We start from the raw sequence: 21,129 nt of genomic DNA, 5'->3' as shown, positions 1-21,129 counted from the left end.
CTCCCAACTCCCAACTCCCAACTCCCAACTCCCAACTCCCAACTCCCAACTCCCAACTCCCAACTCCCAACTCCCAACTCCCAACTCCCAACTCCCAACTCTCAACTCCCAACTCCCAACTCCCAACTCCCAACTCCCAACTCCCAACTCCCAACTCCCAACTCCCAACTCCCAACTCCCAACTCCCAACTCCCAACTCCTAACTCTCAACTCCCAACTCTCAACTCCTAACTCCTAACTCTCAACTCCCAACTCTCAACTCCTAACTCCTAACTCCTAACTCCTAACTCCTAACTCTCAACTCCTAACTCCTAATTCATAACTCCTCAAAAGAGCGCTATTATAGCGTTTGTCAGTTGCGAGTTATGGTATGCAAAGACAGCGATCGCTATTAATTTTAATTTTAGTCCTGATAATCGCCGCGATTACGGTGATTGCCACAATTCCGATACCCCTGGGACTAGACTTGCGCGGAGGTTCACAGCTCACAATTCAGGTGAAACCATCACCAGAAATTCCCAAAATCACCGACCGAGAATTGGAAGGTGTAAAGAAAGTTGTCGAAGGTCGGATTAATGGTCTGGGTGTTTCGGAGCCAGTAATCCAAACAGTCAGCTCAGATAAAATCTTGGTGCAACTACCAGGAGTAAACGATCCAGAGCAAGCTGAACGGGTGCTAGGGGGTACAGCACAGTTAGAATTTCGTACCCAAAAGGCGAATACAGAAACTCAACTACTTGCTTTTCAAGCATCTAGAGCCGAATTGAAAGCCAAGCAAGAAGAGTTGAAAAAGAGTAGCGATAAAGCCGCAATTGTCAAGAATCAAGAAGATTTAAAGAAAAATAATCAAGCGATCGCAGAATTGTTTGAAAGTACCAATCCACCGCTAATTGGCAAATACCTCAAGGATGCTTATGGTGAACCCACTCAAGGTAGCAACTGGAATGTTGCCATTCGCTTCGACCAAAAGGGTGGTGAACTGTTTGCCAATTTGACGAAAAATCTCGCTGGTACTGGGCGGAGCATTGGTGTTTTTCTGGACAATGAACTCATCAGCGCTCCTACCGTGGGTATAGAATTTGCCGCCACTGGGATTACTGGTGGTTCTGCTGTGATTACAGGACGATTTACCGCCCAACAAGCCAATGACTTAGGTGTACAGCTACGCGGTGGCGCATTACCCGTACCAGTAGAAATAGTTGAAAACCGTACCGTTGGGGCAAGTTTAGGTAAAGATAGTATTCAACGCAGTATTTACGCTGGTATTGGTGGATTGCTGTTAGTATTAGTTTTCATGTTAGTTTACTACCGACTACCAGGATTAATTGCTGACTTTTCTTTGATTATCTATGCGCTATTGACCTATGCCACTTTCGCTTTGCTAGGCATTACATTAACTCTCCCCGGTATTGCTGGGTTTATCCTCAGTATCGGTATGGCAGTTGATGCTAACGTATTGATTTTTGAGCGCACCCGTGAAGAACTACGTGCTGGGAAAACTTTATATCGTTCTGTAGAGTCAGGATTCTACCGAGCTTGGTCTAGCATTTTAGATAGTCATGTCACATCATTAATTTCTTGTGCAGCACTATTTTTCTTAGGAGCAGGTTTAGTTAAAGGCTTTGCTTTGACATTGGCGCTAGGGTTAGTGGTGAATTTGTTTACTGCCATTACTTGTAGTCGCACACTGCTGTTTCTAACATTGGGATTTCCCAACTTGCGTAAGCCAGAGTTGTTTTGCCCCAATCTCTCAACGTCAATTAAGTCTGGTGCGGAGGTACAGTCATGAAATTTAGTGTCATCAAACGTCGGAGACTTTGGTGGACAATTTCTGCCACCTTGATCATCATTAGCATCGTGGCAATGGTGATTTCTTGGCAACAACTAGGCGCACCACTACGTCCCAGTTTAGATTTTGTTGGTGGTACACGACTACAATTTGAACGCGATTGTACACAACCAAACAGCTGCGCTCAACCAATTGAAATTTCTGATGTCAGGAAAGTAGTTGATGCCGAGAAGCTAAATAATAGTAGCATCCAAGTTGTTGGTCAAAAACAACAGGGAATATCCATTCGCACAAAGACATTAAATGTCGATGAACGCACCCAGTTGCAAACAGCTTTGAGTGAAAAAATTGGAGCCTTTAACCCGAAAGTCACTCAAATTGACACCGTTGGCCCAACACTTGGTCGTCAGCTATTTACCCAAGGGTTATTAGCTCTGGTTGTCTCCTTTGCTGGGATCGTTATTTATTTAAGTGTGCGGTTCCAGGTGGACTATGCCGTAATCGCAATTCTTGCCTTGTTCCATGATGTTTTAATTACCCTGGGTGTTTTCTCCATCTTAGGATTAGTAGTAGGTATTGAAGTTGATAGCCTTTTCGTCGTTGCTATTTTGACTATTACAGGTTTCTCGGTGACAGATACCGTGGTCATCTACGATCGCATTCGGGAAATACTGCATCTACATCCTGGCGATGGCATTGACAAAGTTGTTGATGATGCAACCAATCAAACTTTAACGCGATCGATTAATACCACGTTAACCGTTTTACTAACATTATTTTCTCTATTTCTATTTGGTGGTGAAACCCTGAGAAACTTTGCCCTGGCCTTAATTATTGGATTTACAATGGGTGCATATTCAAGTATTTTCGTCGCCAGTACTCTCCTTGCTTGGTGGCGAGAGCGCAGGGGTCAATCTCAGGTGCTAGACAACCCAGAGCCGATTGATACATCTGCCAGTTCCCAGGATAGTTAAACTTGTGTATATTTCACAATTGGGTGAAGGCATTTTGAATGGCTTACCCACGCCTTGCAATTTTATTCCCCTATGGATCAACCGGAAGAACCATTAACTAGTGTCCCAGACTTTGAGAAATCTGACCCATCCTTTGCTCAACAAGTACAAAGGCTACATCAGCTGACAGTATATGGTAGGTGGCTATTTGTGGGCTGTTTATGGCTCACCGTTGCACCTATCTCTTTGTGGGGTCTACGTACAGAAATTGCTCTGTGGGAACAATATTTTACCTGGGTGGCAGTGAGATTTGGATTATTCTACCATCCACTGCCTACCTTCGGTCTCGCCTTTTGTCTGGGGATGACCGCTGCTGTTTTAGTTTGGCAAAGTCGGAATATTCTACTCGGATTGCCACAGCAGGAAAAACAACGTTTAGAAAAACAAGTTTATCGGATACGTCAGCAGGGAGCAACTCATCCTTTATGGAAGTGGGTTTGTCGGTGAAGTACCCCTTTTTGCTTCGCTTTAAATTTTCTTTCTTGTTGCATATACATAGACACGTACAGCAATTTCTAGCAAAATATGACTTAAATATACAAAGATAGTGCCAAAAGTGGATGCCATAAATGAACGAGTCTCACATTCAATTTAGCGAACGCAAGTCTGAAATTGACCTTTACCAACTCCAAGAACTGTTAAACGTTTCCGCTTTCTGGGCAAAGGGACGCAGTATTGAGGATTTAGGTATAGCTATTGCCAACAGTGAGCCAGTAATTTCCGTTTGCGATCGCGATCGACTCATTGGCTTTGCCAGAGCAACATCTGATGGCATATATCGCGCCACAATTTGGGATGTTGTGATTCATCCAGAGTATCAACATAGTGGGTTGGGCAGCAATTTAGTAGAAACCGTTTTGAATCATCCCCGGATGAGGTTGGTTGAGCGTATTTACCTCATGACTACTCACCAGCAGGGTTTCTACGAAAAGATTGGTTTTCAACCCAACACCACCACTACAATGGTGCTACATAACCTAGCTAACCGTGCTTTCGTTGCTGCTACAGAAGTTCAGCTTCAGGAATCGCTAGGGGGATAGAGATTTGTAGTCTGGTAAGTTGCGGAAGCGATTCCTTCACAATGGTAGAAGGCAGAATTTCCAACTTTCCTCCCATAGCTTCCACCAAAGTCTGATTGATTAATAGCCTCATTCCTGGAGAAAGAGCAGCGTTCTTTTCGTCAATCTGGGTCGGCTGATCTTCAAATTTGAGCAAATCAATCGGCTCACTCCAGGGTATGGCATGGGTTGGTAGATCCAGCCAAATATTTACAAAATTATTTGTAGGTAGGGTGCTACTGGAAATACAGATGCTACCTTCCTCCATTTGAGCAATAGCAGTGTCTATTAAACTGATCAATACTTGGCGGAGCCAGAGGTAATCTGTCAAAACATAAATTTCTGGGTCAGCGGGTAATAATTGCAAGGGAAAATTGCGATTTGCCGCCAGCATATAAGTTAAGTCATGAACCTCCTCCAAAACTTGGGCTAAAGGTCTAGGCTGAATATCTAATTTATTGGTACCATGTTCAGCTCTAGCAACGTTGAGAATTTCATCCATCAGCTTCAGTAGTTTTAGCGTTCGCTCGTGAGCTTGGGCAATAAATTCTCTCTCTTCAGCTGGATTTTCACATAAATCTGACAAAATTAACTGATGTAAGCCAATTAGACCATTAAAAGGCGATCGTAATTCATGAGTAGTCCGCGCTAAAAAACCAGCTTTAAATAGGCTCATTTCCCTTGCCATCAGGTATGCCAGATGGGTTTGCTGTAGCTGTTGCGATATTGGTGGCGTATCCTGTTCAGCTAATGGCGCTACTGGGGATGAGCTAGATGAAACATTAGGCGATGCCTGGGTTGGGCGTAGCCATCGCCCAAATAACTGACAAAAAACCATACCTAGTGCTATTCCTACTCCTAGATATATCCAGTTGCTCCAATTCATATCTGGCAATTATTAACCTGCTAAAGTTTCAGATTTCTCTGTTGTTAAACCCACGAAAACAACATTATAGCCACCTATATCTGGTTATCAATCGAAATCTCCAACTTGATCGCTCCTTGCCGCAAAATCTGCCAATTTATCCCTGTCCATTTAGCAACAGTGGAAGGTACACCCATCCCCGGCATTTCACCCTGGCATTCTGTTGTTGCTAAAGTCAGAACTTGAGGAAACTGAGTCTCAATTTCTGCCATTGTTTGTAAAGGCGGCTGACCAGAAAAATTGGCGCTAGTGGTGGCAAGAGGGCCTGTTTGGGCCAAAATAGATTGAGCGATCGCACTTTTCGGTACTCGGATACCAATTGTTGTTGGATCAATAGGGTTCATAACTTTTGGCAGGTGTTGACTCGCTGGTAAAACTAATGTCAGCCCTCCTGGCCAATACTTATCTGCTAGTTCTTGCCAAACTTTATACTCATTCTCACTACCTTGGACATACAGCCACAAATCTTCAGCTTTAGCCGCCATCAAAATCAAAGGTTTATCCTGACTGCGTTGCTTCGCAGCAAAAATTAATGCTGCTGTTTCTGGTACAGCTGCAAGCGCAGGAACAGTATCGGTGGGAAAACTCACCAACAAGCCAGCGCGTGCGCCAGCTATTAGGTCTGTGAGGGAAACTTGCGTCATCTTACTAAGTAAGTCGGCGAGAACAATTCAATAGTATCCGCTCAATAAGTTGCGGTAAGCAACAATTATTAGCGATTGTTGAATGAATGTAGGAACCAGACAAATACCTTAACCTTAAGCGATACAGGCGCATGATTCTACGCACGTACAATTAAATATAGTAAGTGTAGTTTTCAGTTTAACTGTCTTATTAAGCTCTTCGTTTTTACCCTGACATGCAAAGTAATTCTTCTTGGGGCGACAATGCTTGAAGGATAAGAAAACATTTCTCTCGAATAATAATACAAAAGGGGGGGAAGGAGAAGCAGCCGTCGGCTGCTTCTCCTTCCCCCCTCAGAATGATTATCATTATTTTATTTGGTGATTTTATTCCTTGGAAGTCCCTTAGTCCTGAGCTATGGTAATTTTTTTCGCTGCCATCATTTTGGCTGTGGGCAGATTGACATCCCAGACCAAGCCTAATTTTGCCAATATCCAAACCACTGCATAACCAAAGTCAACTTGCCACCATTTCAAACCAATAGCAGCGGAGCTTTCAAAGGCATGGTGATTGTTGTGCCACGACTCACCAAAAGTTGGAATCGCCACCCAAGGGTTATTTTTGCTTTGATCTCCTGTTTGATAAGGATGAGTCCCATAGAAATGAGATACAGAATTGACACTCAATATGATGTTATCTACCAGAAAAATTCGCACGACACCGCCCCACAGAAAGCCTTGCAATGCTCCTATCCAAGACCAATGAAGTAGTCCTCCGATCACTGTGGGGATAACTAGACCAATAATTATCCAAACTAGATAAAATCGGCTAATTTTCGATATGATTTTATCTCGCAGGAGTTCGGGAGTATAATATGTTGGATTAGGATAATCATGATCAATTAACCAGCCAACATGGGAATACCATAATCCTTTGATAGTTCTGAAAAATCCCTGACTGTGAAGATTTGGGGAATGGGGATCACCTAGTAGGTCACTGCACTCATGATGCCGACGATGGATGGCTACCCAGGAAATTAATGGACCTTGCCCAGCTACAGAACCAAGTATGGCGAATATCACTCGCATTACCTGATGTGTTTTAAAAGAACGATGGGTATAGTAGCGATGAAAACCTACACTTACCCCGGTCATGGTTAAAGCCCACATCACAATGAGCATCCCGATCTCGATCGATCCAACAGGTAGCCACCAGAGGGAAATCAGCGCCACAATGGTTCCTAAAAAGGGGATGAAGTTGTACCACCAAAAATGCTTATATTGCAGCCCTTTGATGTAGTCATTGATAATAACTTTTGTTTTCTGATTTGGTCTTGTGCTATCGAAATGTGTTGTCATTATCGTGCCGTCTGTTGATTAGTTTTCTTTTTGAACCGACTTTTCTGTGATCATCCCTGATGTGCGGGTTTTGATATCCCACACTAAACCTACTTTTTTGAGAGCAAGAATTACCCAGCCACCAATATCAATTTGCCACCATTTCAGACCTAAGAGGGGGTAGATATAGCGAGCGTGTCATGAGGGGCAAGTAGTACAAAATCTGAGTTTGTAGTATGAAAGAATATGGCTAAAACCCTTATGATTTCGTTCCCCCCTTGTGGTGACTTTGGGCAGATAAGTAGGTGGGCGTCAATATTTGTCGTTGGAAAAAGGCAGGGGGCAGGGGGCAGGGAGCAGGGGGAGAAAGGGTTTGAGCCTTGTTTACTTTTCTTTACACAGTTTGGTTTTATTGTGCCGACTTACTTAAACGCGAACTATCTCTAGACAATTCAATAGACACTGATAGTTGAAAAGTTTATACAGCAATACTTTCAGTCTATCTTGCCCCTGGTAACAGGCTCGCTATATCTACCCTCCAACACAACCCGATGATGCGAATTACTCGCTTAAATGTTGTGAGAGAGATGCGATCGTGGGGTAATCCCAAACTACCCTTAGCTCTAACTCTTTTCCTAGCCAATCTGCTAAATCTCCCGTTAAAACTACCGCTACCGATGAATCTAAACCATAACGTGCAAAAGTAGTTTCTACATTTATTTGTTCTGGTTCAATTTCTAGCAAATCTGCTAAATAAGAAACTAACCATTCTTTGATTTCTGTAGCAGATACTTTCAAAGCTTCAGTTTGTTGAGAAAGCATAGATCCTCCAAAAGTTAGACTAAAATTAGTTAGCAGTTTTTTTCGCTTCAATCATTCCTAGCGTGGGAACTTTAACATCCCAAGCTAAACCCAATACTTCAAGAGTGCGGATGAACCAATACCCTAAATCAATTTGCCACCATTGCAACCCAAACTCTGCTGAGTTAGGAAAAGCATGGTGATTGTTATGCCATGCTTCTCCGCCTGTGGGAATTGCTAGCCAAACATTATTAGTACTCTGCTCACTAGTATTGAAGGGGCGACTGCCAAACAGATGAGTAATGGAGTTAATAGTCCAAGTAAAATGATGCACTAAAAAAATTCGGACAAGCCCTCCCCACAAAAGTCCTTGCCATATACCGATCCAAGTACGGGAAAATATTCCCCCAAGAATAGCTGGAATCAAAAGACCCAAAAAAACGAAAGCTAGGTATCGTTGGTTGACTTTTTTCATCACAGGATCTTGCAGCAAATCCTTCGCAAACACTGTAGAATTTGTGAGTTCACCGTTAAGCATCCAGTCAATATGGCTATGCCACATTCCCTTTAACTTTCCCCAATATTCCCCTTGATAAAGGTGGGGTGAATGAGTATCTCCTATCTGGTCACTGTATTGATGATGCCGTCTATGATTGCTAACCCAATTAATCACAGGTCCTTGAGCCGCCATAGAACCCAAAATAGCTAAAGCAACTCGAATAGATGGGTGGGTCTTAAAAGCGCAGTGAGATAAAAGGCGATGAAAACCTACAGTAATTCCTCCGACCATAGTGAGAAACCAGAAGACCAAAAGCAATTCTAATTCCAGGGCGCTAATTCCAAAATCCCAAGCAAATTTGAGCGATATTAGTGTCCCGATCAAAGGAATTATGATTGTGGCTATAGCAAAACGCCTTTGTACTTTTTGTAAGTAATCATTTTGGATTATTATCTTTGTTGGTTTATTTGAAGTCACCAAAGTATGACTTTGATTGTCTAATTGCATTAGCTTCTACATCCTCCTTCAATCTTGTCTTCACCGAAGAGGCAGGGGGAATGGGTCTTTCTAGCAAGAAGAAATGACCCCTTCCTCTAGACAAAGAGCGGAGCGGAACATAGGTCTGAATCCCCTAGTTCAAAAGCGTGGTTCTCTTACCCCTACGGGGAAGCAAGCTACAGGCTCTTTTGAATTCCCGCCTGAAGTATCCCCTCTTGCTCCCTGTTCCCTTGCCTCTTTTTCGCTATTAACTTCGTACCATTCGGCTTAGGTGTAAATGGTGAAGGGTGGGATTTGTTCGTTGAGTACCCAGTCACCAACTTCGTGGACTTTGTAGGCAACTGGATCATGCAGAGTATGAGTACGGACGTTGCGCCAGAAGCGATCAAAGCGATGCTTTGTCGCAGCCGCACGAGTTCCCATCACTTCAAAAATCTTGCTTGTCACATCTAATGCCACTCGTGTAGTCAAGACTTTGGCAGTGCTAATAGTAACAGCAGTTTCACCGCGTTCGGTGGCTGTCAGGTGTTCTCCCTTTTCCCAGGCAGATTGGAAAACTGAGTTGACATAATCAACATGGCTGATGGTCGAAATCAAACTCACCCAGAGATCACCGTATTGCTCAATAATATAAGGATCTTTAGCTGCCGTGTGGGCAGGTGAAAAAATCCAGGGACGGGTTGCAGATAGGGTATATTGCTTGCCTTCCTCAAATGCGCCCAGTGCAATTCCCAGATAGAAATTGACAAAGACAGATTGGAACGCAGGAGTCACCAATGAGGCAAAGGAGCTAGGCGCATCCTTAGAGTCAGGATTGCCCAGAATCTCATCTCGGTGAATCAAGACATTATTAAAACTGACACTACCGCTATCGGTTTGTCTCTGTCCAATGTAATCCCAATCGTCATTGAGAACCACTCCTTCCCGATGGGTGGGAACAATAGCAACAGGAAGATTCTCAACCGCTTCCCGATGCTTGGAAACAATGGCAACGGGAAGATTCTCCATATATCCGCGTGCGGCTGTCACTACAATGATGTCGGAGCCAGTACTGCCTGTGGCAAAGTTTTTAGTACCATTGAGCCGGAAATTGTTTCCATCTTGTGTTAGCACCAATTTAGGATCTCGCGGATTAACAGCATCACCCCAAAACCAGTTGTTGCGAGTAGTTTCGCTGTAGAATCGGGCTTTTTGTTCGTGAGTACCATTTAGTTCAGGCATGACAGAATTGACATAGTGATAACCCAAAAGTTGACCAAGGGAGCCATCCGCTTTGGCAATTTCTCGTACAACTTTCAGGGCTGTAACCCAAGTTTGACCAAATCCACCATATTCTTCTGGGATCAGGAGTTTAAGCAGACCACTTTCCCGCAGACGATTTAGTTCGGCGGTTGGACTACCACCTTTAGCATCTCGTTCGACTGCTGTTTTAGCAAACTCCTTTCCTAATGAAGCAGCTAGAGCAATGTAGTCTTTTGTTTCTTGTAAGGTAGATAAAACCATTTCCAGCATCTCCATAAAATCTGTACTAAAACTATTCGCTAACTATTTGCTTAAATGTTGTGCAAGATCTGCGATCGTCGGGTAATCCCAAACTACCCTTAGCTCTAGCTCTTTTCCTAGCCAATCTGCTAAATCTCCGGTTAAAACCACCGCTACGGATGAATCTAAACCATAACGAGCAAAAGTGGTTTCTACATTGATTTGTTCGGGTTCGATTTCTAGCAAATCTGCTAGATAAGAAATCAACCATTCTTTGATTTCCGTAGTAGATACTTTGTCAGTTTTTTGAGCAAGCATATATCATTCCAAAACTTAAACTAAAAATCAGCTAGCAGTTTTTTTCGCTTCAATCATTCCGAGTGTGGGAACTTTAACATCCCAAGCTAAACCTAATACTTCCAGAGTGCGGATTAACCAGTACCCGAAATCAACTTCCCACCATTGCAACCCAAACTTTGCTGAGTTAGGAAAAGCATGATGATTGTTATGCCAAGCCTCTCCTCCTGTAGGAATTGCTAACCAAACATTATTTGTACTCTGTTCACTAGTATTGAAAGGGCAACTACCATACAGATGAACAATGGAGTTAAGACACCAAGTTAAATGATGCACTACAAAAATTCGCACAAGCCCTCCCCATAAAAATCCTTGCCCTACACCTATCCAAGTACCTGACAATATTCCTCCCAGAATAGCTGGAATCAAAAGACCCAAAAAAACGAAAGCTAGGTATTGTTGGTTGACTTTTTTCATCACAGGGTCTTGCAGCAAATCCTTAGCAAACACTGTAGAATTTGTGATTTCGCCATTAAGTATCCAGCCAACATGGCTATGCCACATTCCCTTTAACTTTCCCCAAGATTCTCCTTTGTGAAGGTTGGGAGAATGAGTATCTCCTATCTGGTCACTGTATTGATGATGCCGTCTATGGTTGCTAACCCAATTGATGACAGGGCCTTGAGCTGCCATAGAAGCCAAAATAGCCAAAGCAACTCGAATAGATGGGTGGGTCTTAAAAGCACAGTGAGCTAAAAGCCGATGATTACCGACAGTAACTCCCCCAATCATAGTGAGAAACCAGAAAACCAAAAGCAGTTCTAATTCCATGAGATTAATTCCAAAATCCCAAGCAAATTTGAGGGCTATCAGTGTACCTATCAAAGGAATTATGATAGTAGCTGCGGCCAACCGCCTTTGTATTGCTTGTAAGTAATCATTTTTGATTGTAATTTTTGCTTCTTTAGTTGAAGTCAACAAAGAACGACTTTGACTATTTAACTGCATTGCCTTTTACATCCTCATTCAATTCTTTAAAATTGGGCTTTTTTACAGAGATATTCATCCAGATCATCTTCTTCCCCAGCTAAATTTTGCTCGATATCACCAATTATTTCTGCATACTGATTAATCAAATTTTCCACACGATTAGTATCTATTAAGGTCTGCTCATAGAGATTTTCTGCAAGAGCATAAGCTATCTTTGCCTGAAAATATTGTTGACCCCACCTTTCGACACGTTTTAATTCATCTGTTGGTTCACTTTGATATGATTTTTGTATGCAAGCAAGCACAAATGCCCATGCCGCTACATCACCCAACTTTTGGGATAATATTTTACTGAATTTCTTATTACTGCTCCGAGATAGGTTTTTATTTTTGAGGTAAGAAGCACAATATTCCGCCGTTTGTTGCAATTGCTCACTGATTTTTATTGCTCCCAGAAACTCATTAAGAGATGAACAGACTTGAGGTGTCTGGTATAAAGCTAATAAACCCAAGTGCATCTGTAATGTTTCAGTCGGCCCCTCAAAAATCCGAAACAAACGAGCGTCACGTAAGATTTGGGGCGCAATATTAGATTCGATATAACCCCGTCCACCTAACAGTTGAACAAGATTATCTGCTGCTTGCCACATTAATTCGGGTGCGATAATTTTAGCGACAAGATAAGCTTCTGGAGGAACAGGTTTTCTTTCATCTAAGGATATTGCAATGTTTTTTACCAAGCACTCAACTGCACTAATTGCTGCTGTTAAATCACTCAGACGTTGTAAAGTAATCTGTTGATTTATGAGCCGTTCTATACCAATTGAGCGACGGCTAGCATAACGAAGCATGAGTTGGGCACAATGTTTCATTCCGCCAATACAGGTGGCAGCAATTCCCAATCGCGCCAGTTGCATTGCGTCCTGAGCTACTTCAAAACCTGAACCAATTTCGCCTAAAACATTTTCATGATTGACTTTTACTTGCTCAAGGTAAATAGTATTCTGAACCATACCTCGCATTCCCATCGTCAGAGCTTCAGTACCTTGCTTTAATCCTTGAGCATTTTCGGGGATGGTAAATGCTGTGATTCCCAAAGATTCGCCTTGTTCATCTACAAGATGAGCAAAAATATTGATCGCGCTTGACCAAGATGCAGAACCACTCCAAATTTTGGTACCCCTAAGTAACCACCCACCACTTCCATCTGGATGCGCTTCAGCTTTAATTCCTCTAGGATTAGATCCCGCAGATGGTTCGGTAATGGCAAAGGCTGCTAAATCTCTCCCTTCGGCTAAATTTTTGAGATAGGTTTCTTTAATCTGAGGTGTACCATATTTAAGAATTGGATAGATTCCCAGAAAGTTGTTTACACCAACAAATGAAGCTAAGTTGAGATCAATAGCTGCAAGTTGTTCCATCACTTGCAACGTATCACTGTAACTTAAGCCCAGACCTCCAGATGATTGAGGCACAATCATTCCCAATAACCCTTTTTTGCCAAAGTCTAGAACGACATGGGGCGTTATACACCGTCGCTCGTCCATAAGTCTAGAATTGATTCGTCTTTGGGCATAGTCACGTAACCAATGGATGACTTGCTCTGCACGTTGACGACTTGAACTTTCTAAGGACTGACTTTGACTATTGAACTGCATTAGCTTTTGCGTCCTCCTGAATATTCGCTGTTTGAGAATCAGGATTACCTTGCTGCACTTTTACTAAGAGTGAGTTAACATCAACTTCCAACTTTTGAAACTGGGCTTGATGCTGAAGATTTCCGCTACAATGCGCTACCACATTCAAACTGCCATCTAGAAATCCACGCCGACAGGCATAACGCTGAATCTTCCCGCTAGATGTCTTGGGAATAGTGCCAGGTTTAATCAAAACTGTGGCATATACTTGTAAACCGTGATGATCTACAACTGCTTCAGTGATATTGCCGACGACTTCTTGAATATCCAATCGCCTCAAATAGGTTCGTTCTACCTCTTGAATAACGACTAATCGCTGTTGTCCCTTCTGCTCTATAGTGAAAGCTGCTCCACAATGCGATCGCAATGCTGGATGACTCTTTTGAACTGTTAACTCAATATCCTGGGGATAATGATTTTGTCCTCGGATGATAATCACATCTTTTAGTCGTCCGGTGACAAACAGTTCGCCGTCTTGCACAAATCCCAAGTCACCCGTGCAAAGAAACGGCCCTTCTCGTCTATCTGCCAGATAACCTTGAAAAGTTTCCTCAGTTTGCCCTGGTCGATTCCAATAGCCACCAGCCACAGAAGAACCTGATACCCAAATCTCTCCCACCTTCCCAGGGGGACACTGAGTTAAAGATTGGCGATCGACAATGACGATTTTTTCATCTAACCAGGTGCGACCACAGCCGACAATTGTTTTAGTCCCTTCCTCAGATTCAGTAGCCACCACCCGATTTTCCTCAAGGGCGGCTCCTTCAACTTGGTAGAGAACGGGGGAAGCTGTTTTTAAACCTCCAGAAACGAATAAAGTCGCTTCAGCCATGCCGTAGCAGGGGTAAAATGCTTCCCGACGGAAACCACAAGGAGCGAAATAGTTAGCAAATAGCTCCAGTGTTTCGGCACGGACTGGTTCGGCTCCATTGAAGGCGACTTCCCAACTACTTAAATCAAGATTAGAACGCTGTTCAGGAGTAATCTTGCGAACGCACAAATCATAAGCAAAATCTGGCCCGCCGCTAGTCGTGGCTTTGTAACGAGAAATAGCTTGCAACCAGGAAAAAGGCTTCTGAAGGAAAGCTACTGGTGACATCAAAATAGACGGTATACCTAAATACAGGGGTTGCAAAACATTCCCAATCAGTCCCATATCGTGGAATAAGGGCAACCAACCGACAAAAATTGTTTTCTCTGTATGTCCGAAACCCATCTTGATGGATCTCTGGTTGCACAGCAAATTCCCATGAGTGATCATCACCCCCTTTGGCGTTCCCGTAGAGCCGGAAGTGTATTGGAGAAATGCCAGGGTGTCACTCTCTAGCCTTGGTTTTTGCCAATTTGCACTGAGATTAGTGTCAATATAATCAGTGTTTAACCAGCGCATAGTTGCCAATTCTGGATTTTCGACTAAGTGGCTTTCCAGGTTGGTTAGCAAGGATTTTGTGATCAAAACTACCTTGGCTTGAGCATCTTTAACGATCGCCTGCAACCTGAGCAAGTTCATATTGGCTCGCGGTGGATAAGCGGGAACGGCGATTACACCCGCATATAAACAGCCAAAGAAGGCGCTAATGAACTCTAGACCTGGTGGATATAACAGCAAAGCCCGTTCGCCAGGAGATATTAAAGACTGAAGATGGGTAGCGAGCGATCGCGCTTGTAGGTCTAATTCTCCATAAGTCAGTCTATTTTCTTCAGTTTCTCCATCTCGGAGAAATATATACGCTGTTTTCTCAGGCTGATTTTTAGCTCTGTAGCTCAGTAAATCTATTAAAGTTGAAAATTTGTCAAGAGGGTTTTGGAGGTCGGCCAAACAAATTGTCATAAGCCAATTTCACAGTTTACACAGTGATGTCATGTGTATGTATGGGTTTGTCAGCTACGAGTCTGTCAATAAATAATTGATGGATAAATTAAGAGTAGAGACGGCGATTTATCGCGTCTCTCTAACCGTCAACGATTTACCAAATGATGCCTAATTCACGATCCAACTTTTGGAAAATGTGAATAAATGTATCTAAATCTTCACGTGTATGGGTTGCCATCACACTGATTCGGAGTCTTTGAGCATTCAGGGGAACAGCCGGGTACTCGACCGAATTCACAAAGATGCCTTCTTGGTGAAATCTCCAGGCAAGAGTGCGAATTTCGACTTCCGTCGGGATTCTGACTGGTATAATTGCAGAATCGCTATTGGCTTGGAATCCTGCCTTTTGGAGTTGCTGCAACAAATAAGCACTATTGGCTCGAAGCTGACTGATCCGCTCTGGCTCCCGCTCGATCACATCCAGACCTGCCAAGACAGCTGCAACAACAGGAACAGGCAAAGATGCCGAGAACATATAAGACCGAGCGAAAAAGCGCAGATACTCGATTACATCACGACTAGCAGCGATAAAGCCGCCTGTGACACCCAATGCCTTACTGAAAGTCCCCATCGTTACATCAATTCGACCTTTCAGACCAAAGTGTTCATCGGTGCCACCGCCCTTTTTACCCATGACACCAGTGCCGTGTGCATCATCCACGACAAGAATAGCCCCGTAATGGTCACAAAGCTCACGAATTGCTGGGAGTGGAGCTAAGTCACCATCCATCGAATATACGCCTTCGACAGCTACATAGATTAATCGATTTGATGCTCCTCCAACTTGCTTGCATTTGATGAGACGCTGTTCGAGGTCGTCACAATCGTTGTGCTTGAAGTTAAAAGCGCGAACCCTGGAACCCATAGACACAAGCTTAATGGCATCATATAGACTGGCATGGCCTAACTCGTCACAGATTAAAACATCATCATCCCGTAACAGACCATTGACCCACCCTAACTGTGCCTGAAATCCACTGGCAAAAAGGAGAGCATCTTCAGCGCCTTTGAACTGGGCAATACGGGCTTCAAGTTGCCGATGGATGCTGCTCATCCCATTGAGTAGAGGTGGCCCGCCCATACCAACACCAAATTCTTCAATGGCTCGCTTTGCTGCTTCTCGAACATAGGGATGGGTGGTCAATCCCAGGTAATTATTTGATCCGAACATCAGCATTGACCTGATCTCATCAGTGAGCGGATCTTTGATCAGAGTTCGATTTTCAATTGGCCCAAGAACCTCACGAGGGAAATAGGTCAGCATACAAGCATTGGGGCCGATGGAGGGATTTGGTGTATGCAGCCAATTAGAGCAAGGTTTCACACGCTCTGCTAAGGATGAACCAATCGTTGGGAAAAAATCTTTGAAGGAAAAATTCTCGGCATGGCTGCTGGTATCAGGTGCAGCCCATATATTCTTAACATCTTCTGGAAATTTATTAGTCTGTTTACTTAACATTGTGAACTCTAACCTAGATTTATTTTTCTGTTTTTATACCATTTCTTTGTGAGGCTGCGCCAAATGTTCTTTCTTTCTTGGCGTCCTTGGCGGTTCGTTCCTCATGTAGTTTGGCGCATCTTCATACAGAATTAGTATTAGCAAAGCAAATTAACCGCTTAAGTCTTTTAAGTAATAGACCTCTTGCGTGAATCCGATTATTAACTGTTCAGCAGATAAGTTTTTCGCTACTTTCTGAGTATGCGTTTTTACCTAATAGTCAATCACACAGTTTCATAGCGTTATTTTGGCAAAGGCAATATCTACCTTTTTGGTAAAGGTATTGAGAATAACAAGCAATTTTTATCTTACGAAAGGCTCTATTTATAGCACTTTTTCCTATTAGGAACGTGGATTAAATAAGATGCAAAACTTCATCCTGTCTCACGATCCCTCTCCAATATATCGGAGAGGGATTGAGGGTGAGGTAAGCCAGGGACATAAATTGTATGTTATTTAATTCTTATTCCTTATCTATATGCAGTAGCTTACAAAGTACTTGCACACCAAGAAAACTGCTAAAACTAATTTCACTAAAGCAAATATCATCAATTAATTTCTATGTAGAGCAATCTTATTTGAAGTGTGAGCATTATAAAATCAGAGAGACTCAAACTCTTCTCGGTTTTTATAAAGTATTTAAGATTGCTGTGTAATATTAATTTAACGAGCAGTGCCAGTTGGCCAATATTGCACCCAATTTTCAACTTTAAACATTATTTTAATTGGAAGAGAAGGCATATAAATACAGATGCCCTTCTCTAATGAAAGATTAACCACTAAAAGTGCTTCCTCTTGCTCTAAACGTACCAATATCTAAATCTTTTTAGATGTGTTGGAAATTTGGATTAGGGTGAATTTTCAATCCTAGATTAAAACTACCATTATTTAGCTTTTGTTGTCAATCAACAGAAGCTAAATAATAGTAGTTAAACAAAACGTTTAGATAAAATATATAGGTAGATATAGATGCAGAATCTCGCTAGATATATCTACAAGCACATAATTATTTGCGACGAATTGCCAATACAATTGATGGTATTAGAGTGATATTCAAATAGATGGAGATAGCCAAATTGAGTCAGGGAAACCCTAACTTCTATAGGCTAGGGCGAAGCGTTCAATTCCAGCTAAGTCCGCGTGAATTTGAATATTGCAATAATTACCTTGATTTTGCAAAAGTTCTCGCACCGCATCGGCCTGTCCAGCCATCATCTCAATTAGCCACACGCCACCCGATCGCAAATAACTAGGGGAGATTTCTATCAAATGGCGAATGCAATCTAAGCCATCAGCGCCACCATCCAAAGCTAGATGTGGTTCATGGTTAACTACTTCTGGTTGCAAAGTAGGTAAGGTGCTGGTGGGTATGTAGGGAGGATTCGACACGATACCACTAAACTGACCTTTTAACAATGCCAGTGGCTCCCACCAGGAACCTTGATAAAATTTAATCCGGTCAGCAAAACCCAAATTATCAGCATTGGCTTGAGCGATCGCTAGAGCTGCTAAACTGTAATCTACGGCATGAATTGTGGCTTTTGGCAAGACATCTGCTAATCCCAGTGCGATCGCTCCACTGCCAGTACCCAAATCTGCCCAGTGTCCTGAAGTATTGCTAGCAGATGCTTTAGCTAAATCAATTAAGCACTCTGTCTCTGGTCTGGGAATTAAAACCGCACTTGACACTACAATTTTAAAATTACGCCAAGGTGTAACTCCCGTAATATACTGCACTGGTAAGCGGTCATTTAATCGCCTTTGCCACAGTTGTTCTAATTCTTCTAGCGGCAATTGCAGCTGAATTTGCGGCCAGTTTTTAAAAGACTCTAAACACAGGGACAAGCGGTCTAACCCAGCCACCTCTAGAAGTAGCCAATCTATCTCCATTGGTGGAACATCAGTGGCGATCGCTGCTTGGATAGCTGCATTTCGCCACTGCCAAAGTTGTAAACCAGAAACTATCAGATGTTTCTCCCCCATACCTCAACCCTGGAGCGCATAACCGTTATTTTTTCGGGGCGGGCGCAGCAGCTGGTGATTGGTTCGGAGCCAGCGATCGAATAAAGTTGATCGACTCCTGCGATGGATACAGAACAATTTTATTGATACTAGGATCGTTGCTGCTATTGAGAGCCTCTAAAACACCGTACAAATCCACCACCTGAATTTCCGTGTTGTCTGCTTCCTTTGGCACGGCTTTTTTGAATTCGTCTAACAGAGCCACTGCTTGCTCTTTCTCAAAAAAGAAAGGGATGTAGCGCTCACTACCTTTTGCGAGGGGAATGGTTAGATAGCTATTATCTTTCTTAAATTTGGGTACAAATAAGGGAATACCATTGAATTGCTCCGCTTTTTTCCCATTTTGATTTAGCATACTTGTTGCCGAGGCTACCTGCTGTTGCGTCGGCACTAAAGTATAAATCACAGAGTCTGCTTTCTTTTTGCTTTCTTGCACTATTTTATAGTAGTCTGCCAGGGACAAGGGTCTAACCTGTAGGGTGCTTGCCAACTGGGGATTTTCTTTTTTGAGCCGATTGTCAAGAAATTTTTGAGCATCTTGCTTGCTAATAAAAAATCCCACTTGTGAGATCGGCTTGGATGCGTTATTTCTCGAAAGAACTACAAATTCGCCTTTGGGATTGGTAAGTGTGAACACAGGTACTTCTTGGAGCTTTTTCACTACCTGATCTTGTGGCAATGCGATCGCCTCTAGATTGCCCATTCCTGGTAAATTGCCTATTCCTGAAAGCCCTGTGAAAAATACACTGCCAGCTATACTCAATGTTGCGCCCAAGCGAATAAATGATTTCATGACTGCTCCTCGCATCAATAGTCCAATTAAATTAAACAAATGGTTGGATTTGCACAGCACCAACTAGCTTTAGTTATATAGCAATCTATTTGAATTGTGAAAAATTCATTGTGCGCGTTGAGGTTGAGTGTTAAGCCTCAACGGTCAAAATCCAATATTACCCAACTATTTAGGCTTGCTATGGTATCGTTTTCACAAATTGGCTGTGTTAACGTTGTGTTTTTCTGAGTTTTGCTTCGCTATTCACCGCGAAATGCGGTAGATGCCTGTTATATATCTTTTCAAAAAGTGAAAAGCCTCTCCATCTCTGGGACTTTGGAGACGATAAATGCCATTCTATCGGCTTTTTCTAAGATTGGGTGACGCTATTACTTAATCAATCGTTCCATCTCTGATTGGTTTAATAGTATATTCTCAAATTTATACAAAGCTCAGTGTCAGAAGCATCTTACTGCTTAAGGGGTAAGTTTGCCTATTAGGCTTCAATAGCCAACGCAACAGCAGAACAGCCTAATCAAGTTTTTCCGTAAAAATATGCAATTTAATTGCATATCTTAACAAAAAAACTCTAGTGAATCAGCCCTAGCTGTTAAATATACTAATTAAATCGGGATGACAGGATTTGAACCTGCGGCATCCTGCTCCCAAAGCAGGCGCGCTACCAAGCTGCGCTACATCCCGGTTATATATATCTACTTTTTTGGTTTAGTTTTAACTTACCATCAAAGCGATCGCGCTTTCACAAAAGCATTAATCTAATTATATCAGAATATTACGACTTATGCTTAATATTTTTTATATTCTGCAAAGACGAGCCAAATTACATCCTTACAATAGAATCATCAAGGGTTTTCTGCCGACTTAGTTTTACAAGAGATATACTTGCTCGTTCGTCGGCTAAACCTTGTTAAACCAAATCAAAATAATAGATTTGTACTACTATACCTGATTTTATTGTGCTAATCGGGTTTTATTTGGATTGAGCGCTAGTGAGGATACCAGAACATACCTTTGATGCCTTCTGGATCAGCCATAAACCCCATCGTTCGGTAGAAATCTACAACATGGGGGTCGGCGAAGAGAGTGACATTACTAATTTCCTCACTCCGAAGTTTTTTGAGAACGTATTTCATCAGCGCCTTGCCCAATCCTTGACTTTGAAAGTCTGGGTGAACCACCACATCCCAAATAGTGGCATTAAAAGCGTGATCTGAAGTAGCACGGGCAAAACCAATGAGCCGCTTTTGGTTTCCTCTCACCTGCCACATTGAGGCGACGAGAAAACTATGCTCAATAGCTTTTTTTACTTTTCTTAGAGGACGACGTGACCAACCAACTGCATCACAGAGTTCTTCTAGCTCATATAGGTCAATGTCTCGTTCCGTACTAAAGACGATCCGAGCCTCCTTTGCAGAAGCATCGCTAATGCCACTGGGGCTGGAGTTGCCCACAGTTCCCGCTGTATGCTCTTCAAAGGGGTTTGTCCTAGTTGTCGCTACAGATTCAGGAGTACTAAACCAAGTTTTCCAAAAACCCATGCCAACGTGGTTCGGGTAGTATAACTGAATTGGTTTCCACTCTTAGGAGTGTTGATTCACGTTTAACATAGCTATCCCCATTGACTACCCCTTACACTCAAAGTTTTTCGGTTGCTTTCGGGATTTGCAATGGTAACAGCAAGTTAGAGCGTGTTTCACACCAATCATTTTCAACTTTAGCATTTTGTTGTAAAAGGTAGGGGAAATTCACAAAAATGGAAGGTTCATAGCCAGTGATTCATTTGCTCACTATTACTCACTTATGCTATATTTTACCTATGGCATATATACCACTTAGAAAAGCGGTCGAATTTCTGGGATTGCATCCAAATACGTTGAGGAGATATGCAGATGAAGGCAAAATCAAAAGCATTAAAAACCCAGCAGGGTAAAGA

19 protein-coding genes and 1 tRNA gene are annotated in these 21,129 nt (G+C 42.6%); 5 read left to right on the top strand and 15 right to left on the bottom strand.

Annotated elements, in window-relative coordinates; all coding sequences use genetic code 11:
• The 5 genes from V7K67_RS16950 to V7K67_RS16930 form a co-directional block, all read left to right on the top strand.
• On the top strand, positions 1-238 hold a 238-nt coding region (locus V7K67_RS16950; protein ID WP_335167587.1), incomplete at its 5' end, for a hypothetical protein.
• A 132-nt stretch (positions 239-370) separates the two neighbouring features.
• Positions 371-1,789: a protein translocase subunit SecD gene (gene secD, locus V7K67_RS16945; RefSeq protein ID WP_334729278.1), complete on the top strand. Its 1,419-nt coding sequence runs from the start codon at positions 371-373 to the stop codon at positions 1,787-1,789.
• Positions 1,786-2,763 (top strand): protein translocase subunit SecF, encoded by a 978-nt coding sequence (gene secF / locus V7K67_RS16940; protein WP_335167585.1) that lies wholly within the window; start codon positions 1,786-1,788, stop codon positions 2,761-2,763. Before secD ends, secF begins: the two co-directional genes overlap by 4 nt.
• Before the next feature lie 72 nt (positions 2,764-2,835).
• The gene (locus V7K67_RS16935; RefSeq protein WP_335167583.1) at positions 2,836-3,249 is read left to right on the top strand and encodes a hypothetical protein; all 414 of its coding nucleotides are present in this window, start codon (positions 2,836-2,838) and stop codon (positions 3,247-3,249) included.
• 122 nt (positions 3,250-3,371) lie between these two features.
• The gene (locus V7K67_RS16930; RefSeq protein WP_334729275.1) at positions 3,372-3,842 is read left to right on the top strand and encodes a GNAT family N-acetyltransferase; all 471 of its coding nucleotides are present in this window, start codon (positions 3,372-3,374) and stop codon (positions 3,840-3,842) included.
• On the opposite strand, the gene V7K67_RS16925 is transcribed toward V7K67_RS16930, so the two are convergent.
• The 15 genes from V7K67_RS16925 to V7K67_RS16855 all read right to left on the bottom strand — a co-directional run bounded on the left by V7K67_RS16925 (position 3,805) and on the right by V7K67_RS16855 (position 20,734).
• Entirely contained in the window at positions 3,805-4,746 is a 942-nt protein-coding gene (locus tag V7K67_RS16925; RefSeq protein WP_334729276.1) for a sensor histidine kinase, read from the bottom strand. The two genes, V7K67_RS16930 and V7K67_RS16925, sit on opposite strands and share 38 nt — an antisense overlap.
• 74 nt (positions 4,747-4,820) lie before the next feature.
• Entirely contained in the window at positions 4,821-5,429 is a 609-nt protein-coding gene (locus V7K67_RS16920; RefSeq protein WP_335167580.1) for an L-threonylcarbamoyladenylate synthase, read from the bottom strand.
• A gap of 384 nt (positions 5,430-5,813) precedes the next feature.
• On the bottom strand, positions 5,814-6,767 hold the full coding sequence (locus tag V7K67_RS16915) for an acyl-CoA desaturase (protein WP_335167578.1): 954 nt from the start codon (positions 6,765-6,767) through the stop codon (positions 5,814-5,816).
• A 540-nt stretch (positions 6,768-7,307) separates the two neighbouring features.
• Positions 7,308-7,568: an acyl carrier protein gene (locus V7K67_RS16910; protein WP_334731923.1), complete on the bottom strand. Its 261-nt coding sequence runs from the start codon at positions 7,566-7,568 to the stop codon at positions 7,308-7,310.
• Between the two features lie 25 nt (positions 7,569-7,593).
• A complete protein-coding gene (locus tag V7K67_RS16905; RefSeq protein ID WP_334731922.1) occupies positions 7,594-8,553 on the bottom strand; it encodes an acyl-CoA desaturase in 960 nt (319 codons plus the stop codon).
• Positions 8,554-8,811: 258 nt separating this feature from the next.
• Positions 8,812-10,047 carry an acyl-CoA dehydrogenase family protein gene (locus V7K67_RS16900; RefSeq protein ID WP_334731921.1) on the bottom strand — a complete coding sequence of 412 codons (1,236 nt, stop codon included), beginning with the start codon at positions 10,045-10,047 and terminating at the stop codon, positions 8,812-8,814.
• Positions 10,048-10,089: 42 nt separating this feature from the next.
• Complete coding sequence (locus tag V7K67_RS16895) at positions 10,090-10,344, bottom strand: acyl carrier protein (protein ID WP_334731920.1); 255 nt, start codon at positions 10,342-10,344, stop codon at positions 10,090-10,092.
• A gap of 27 nt (positions 10,345-10,371) precedes the next feature.
• A complete protein-coding gene (locus V7K67_RS16890; protein ID WP_334731919.1) occupies positions 10,372-11,331 on the bottom strand; it encodes an acyl-CoA desaturase in 960 nt (319 codons plus the stop codon).
• A 26-nt stretch (positions 11,332-11,357) separates the two neighbouring features.
• A complete protein-coding gene (locus tag V7K67_RS16885; RefSeq protein WP_335167575.1) occupies positions 11,358-12,971 on the bottom strand; it encodes an acyl-CoA dehydrogenase family protein in 1,614 nt (537 codons plus the stop codon).
• Positions 12,958-14,841: a fatty acyl-AMP ligase gene (locus tag V7K67_RS16880; RefSeq protein ID WP_335167573.1), complete on the bottom strand. Its 1,884-nt coding sequence runs from the start codon at positions 14,839-14,841 to the stop codon at positions 12,958-12,960. The genes V7K67_RS16885 and V7K67_RS16880 overlap by 14 nt, the downstream gene beginning before the upstream one ends.
• Positions 14,842-14,977: 136 nt before the next feature.
• The gene (locus V7K67_RS16875) at positions 14,978-16,342 is read right to left on the bottom strand and encodes an aminotransferase class I/II-fold pyridoxal phosphate-dependent enzyme (protein WP_334731916.1); all 1,365 of its coding nucleotides are present in this window, start codon (positions 16,340-16,342) and stop codon (positions 14,978-14,980) included.
• A gap of 1,131 nt (positions 16,343-17,473) precedes the next feature.
• Positions 17,474-18,364, bottom strand: coding sequence for a peptide chain release factor N(5)-glutamine methyltransferase (gene prmC / locus V7K67_RS16870; protein ID WP_334731915.1), 891 nt, complete (start codon positions 18,362-18,364; stop codon positions 17,474-17,476).
• A 25-nt stretch (positions 18,365-18,389) separates the two neighbouring features.
• Positions 18,390-19,196: a Tic22 family protein gene (locus tag V7K67_RS16865; protein ID WP_335167571.1), complete on the bottom strand. Its 807-nt coding sequence runs from the start codon at positions 19,194-19,196 to the stop codon at positions 18,390-18,392.
• A 607-nt stretch (positions 19,197-19,803) separates the two neighbouring features.
• Positions 19,804-19,877 (bottom strand) — tRNA-Pro (locus V7K67_RS16860).
• A gap of 305 nt (positions 19,878-20,182) precedes the next feature.
• Entirely contained in the window at positions 20,183-20,734 is a 552-nt protein-coding gene (locus tag V7K67_RS16855) for a GNAT family N-acetyltransferase (RefSeq protein WP_334706260.1), read from the bottom strand.
• Positions 20,735-21,129: the final 395 nt, after the last annotated feature.

This window comes from Nostoc sp., from assembly GCF_036917155.1.
GTDB lineage: Bacteria > Cyanobacteriota > Cyanobacteriia > Cyanobacteriales > Nostocaceae > Nostoc.
Note: the sequence above shows the minus strand (reverse complement) of the source record. Positions and strands in the feature narration are given on the sequence as shown.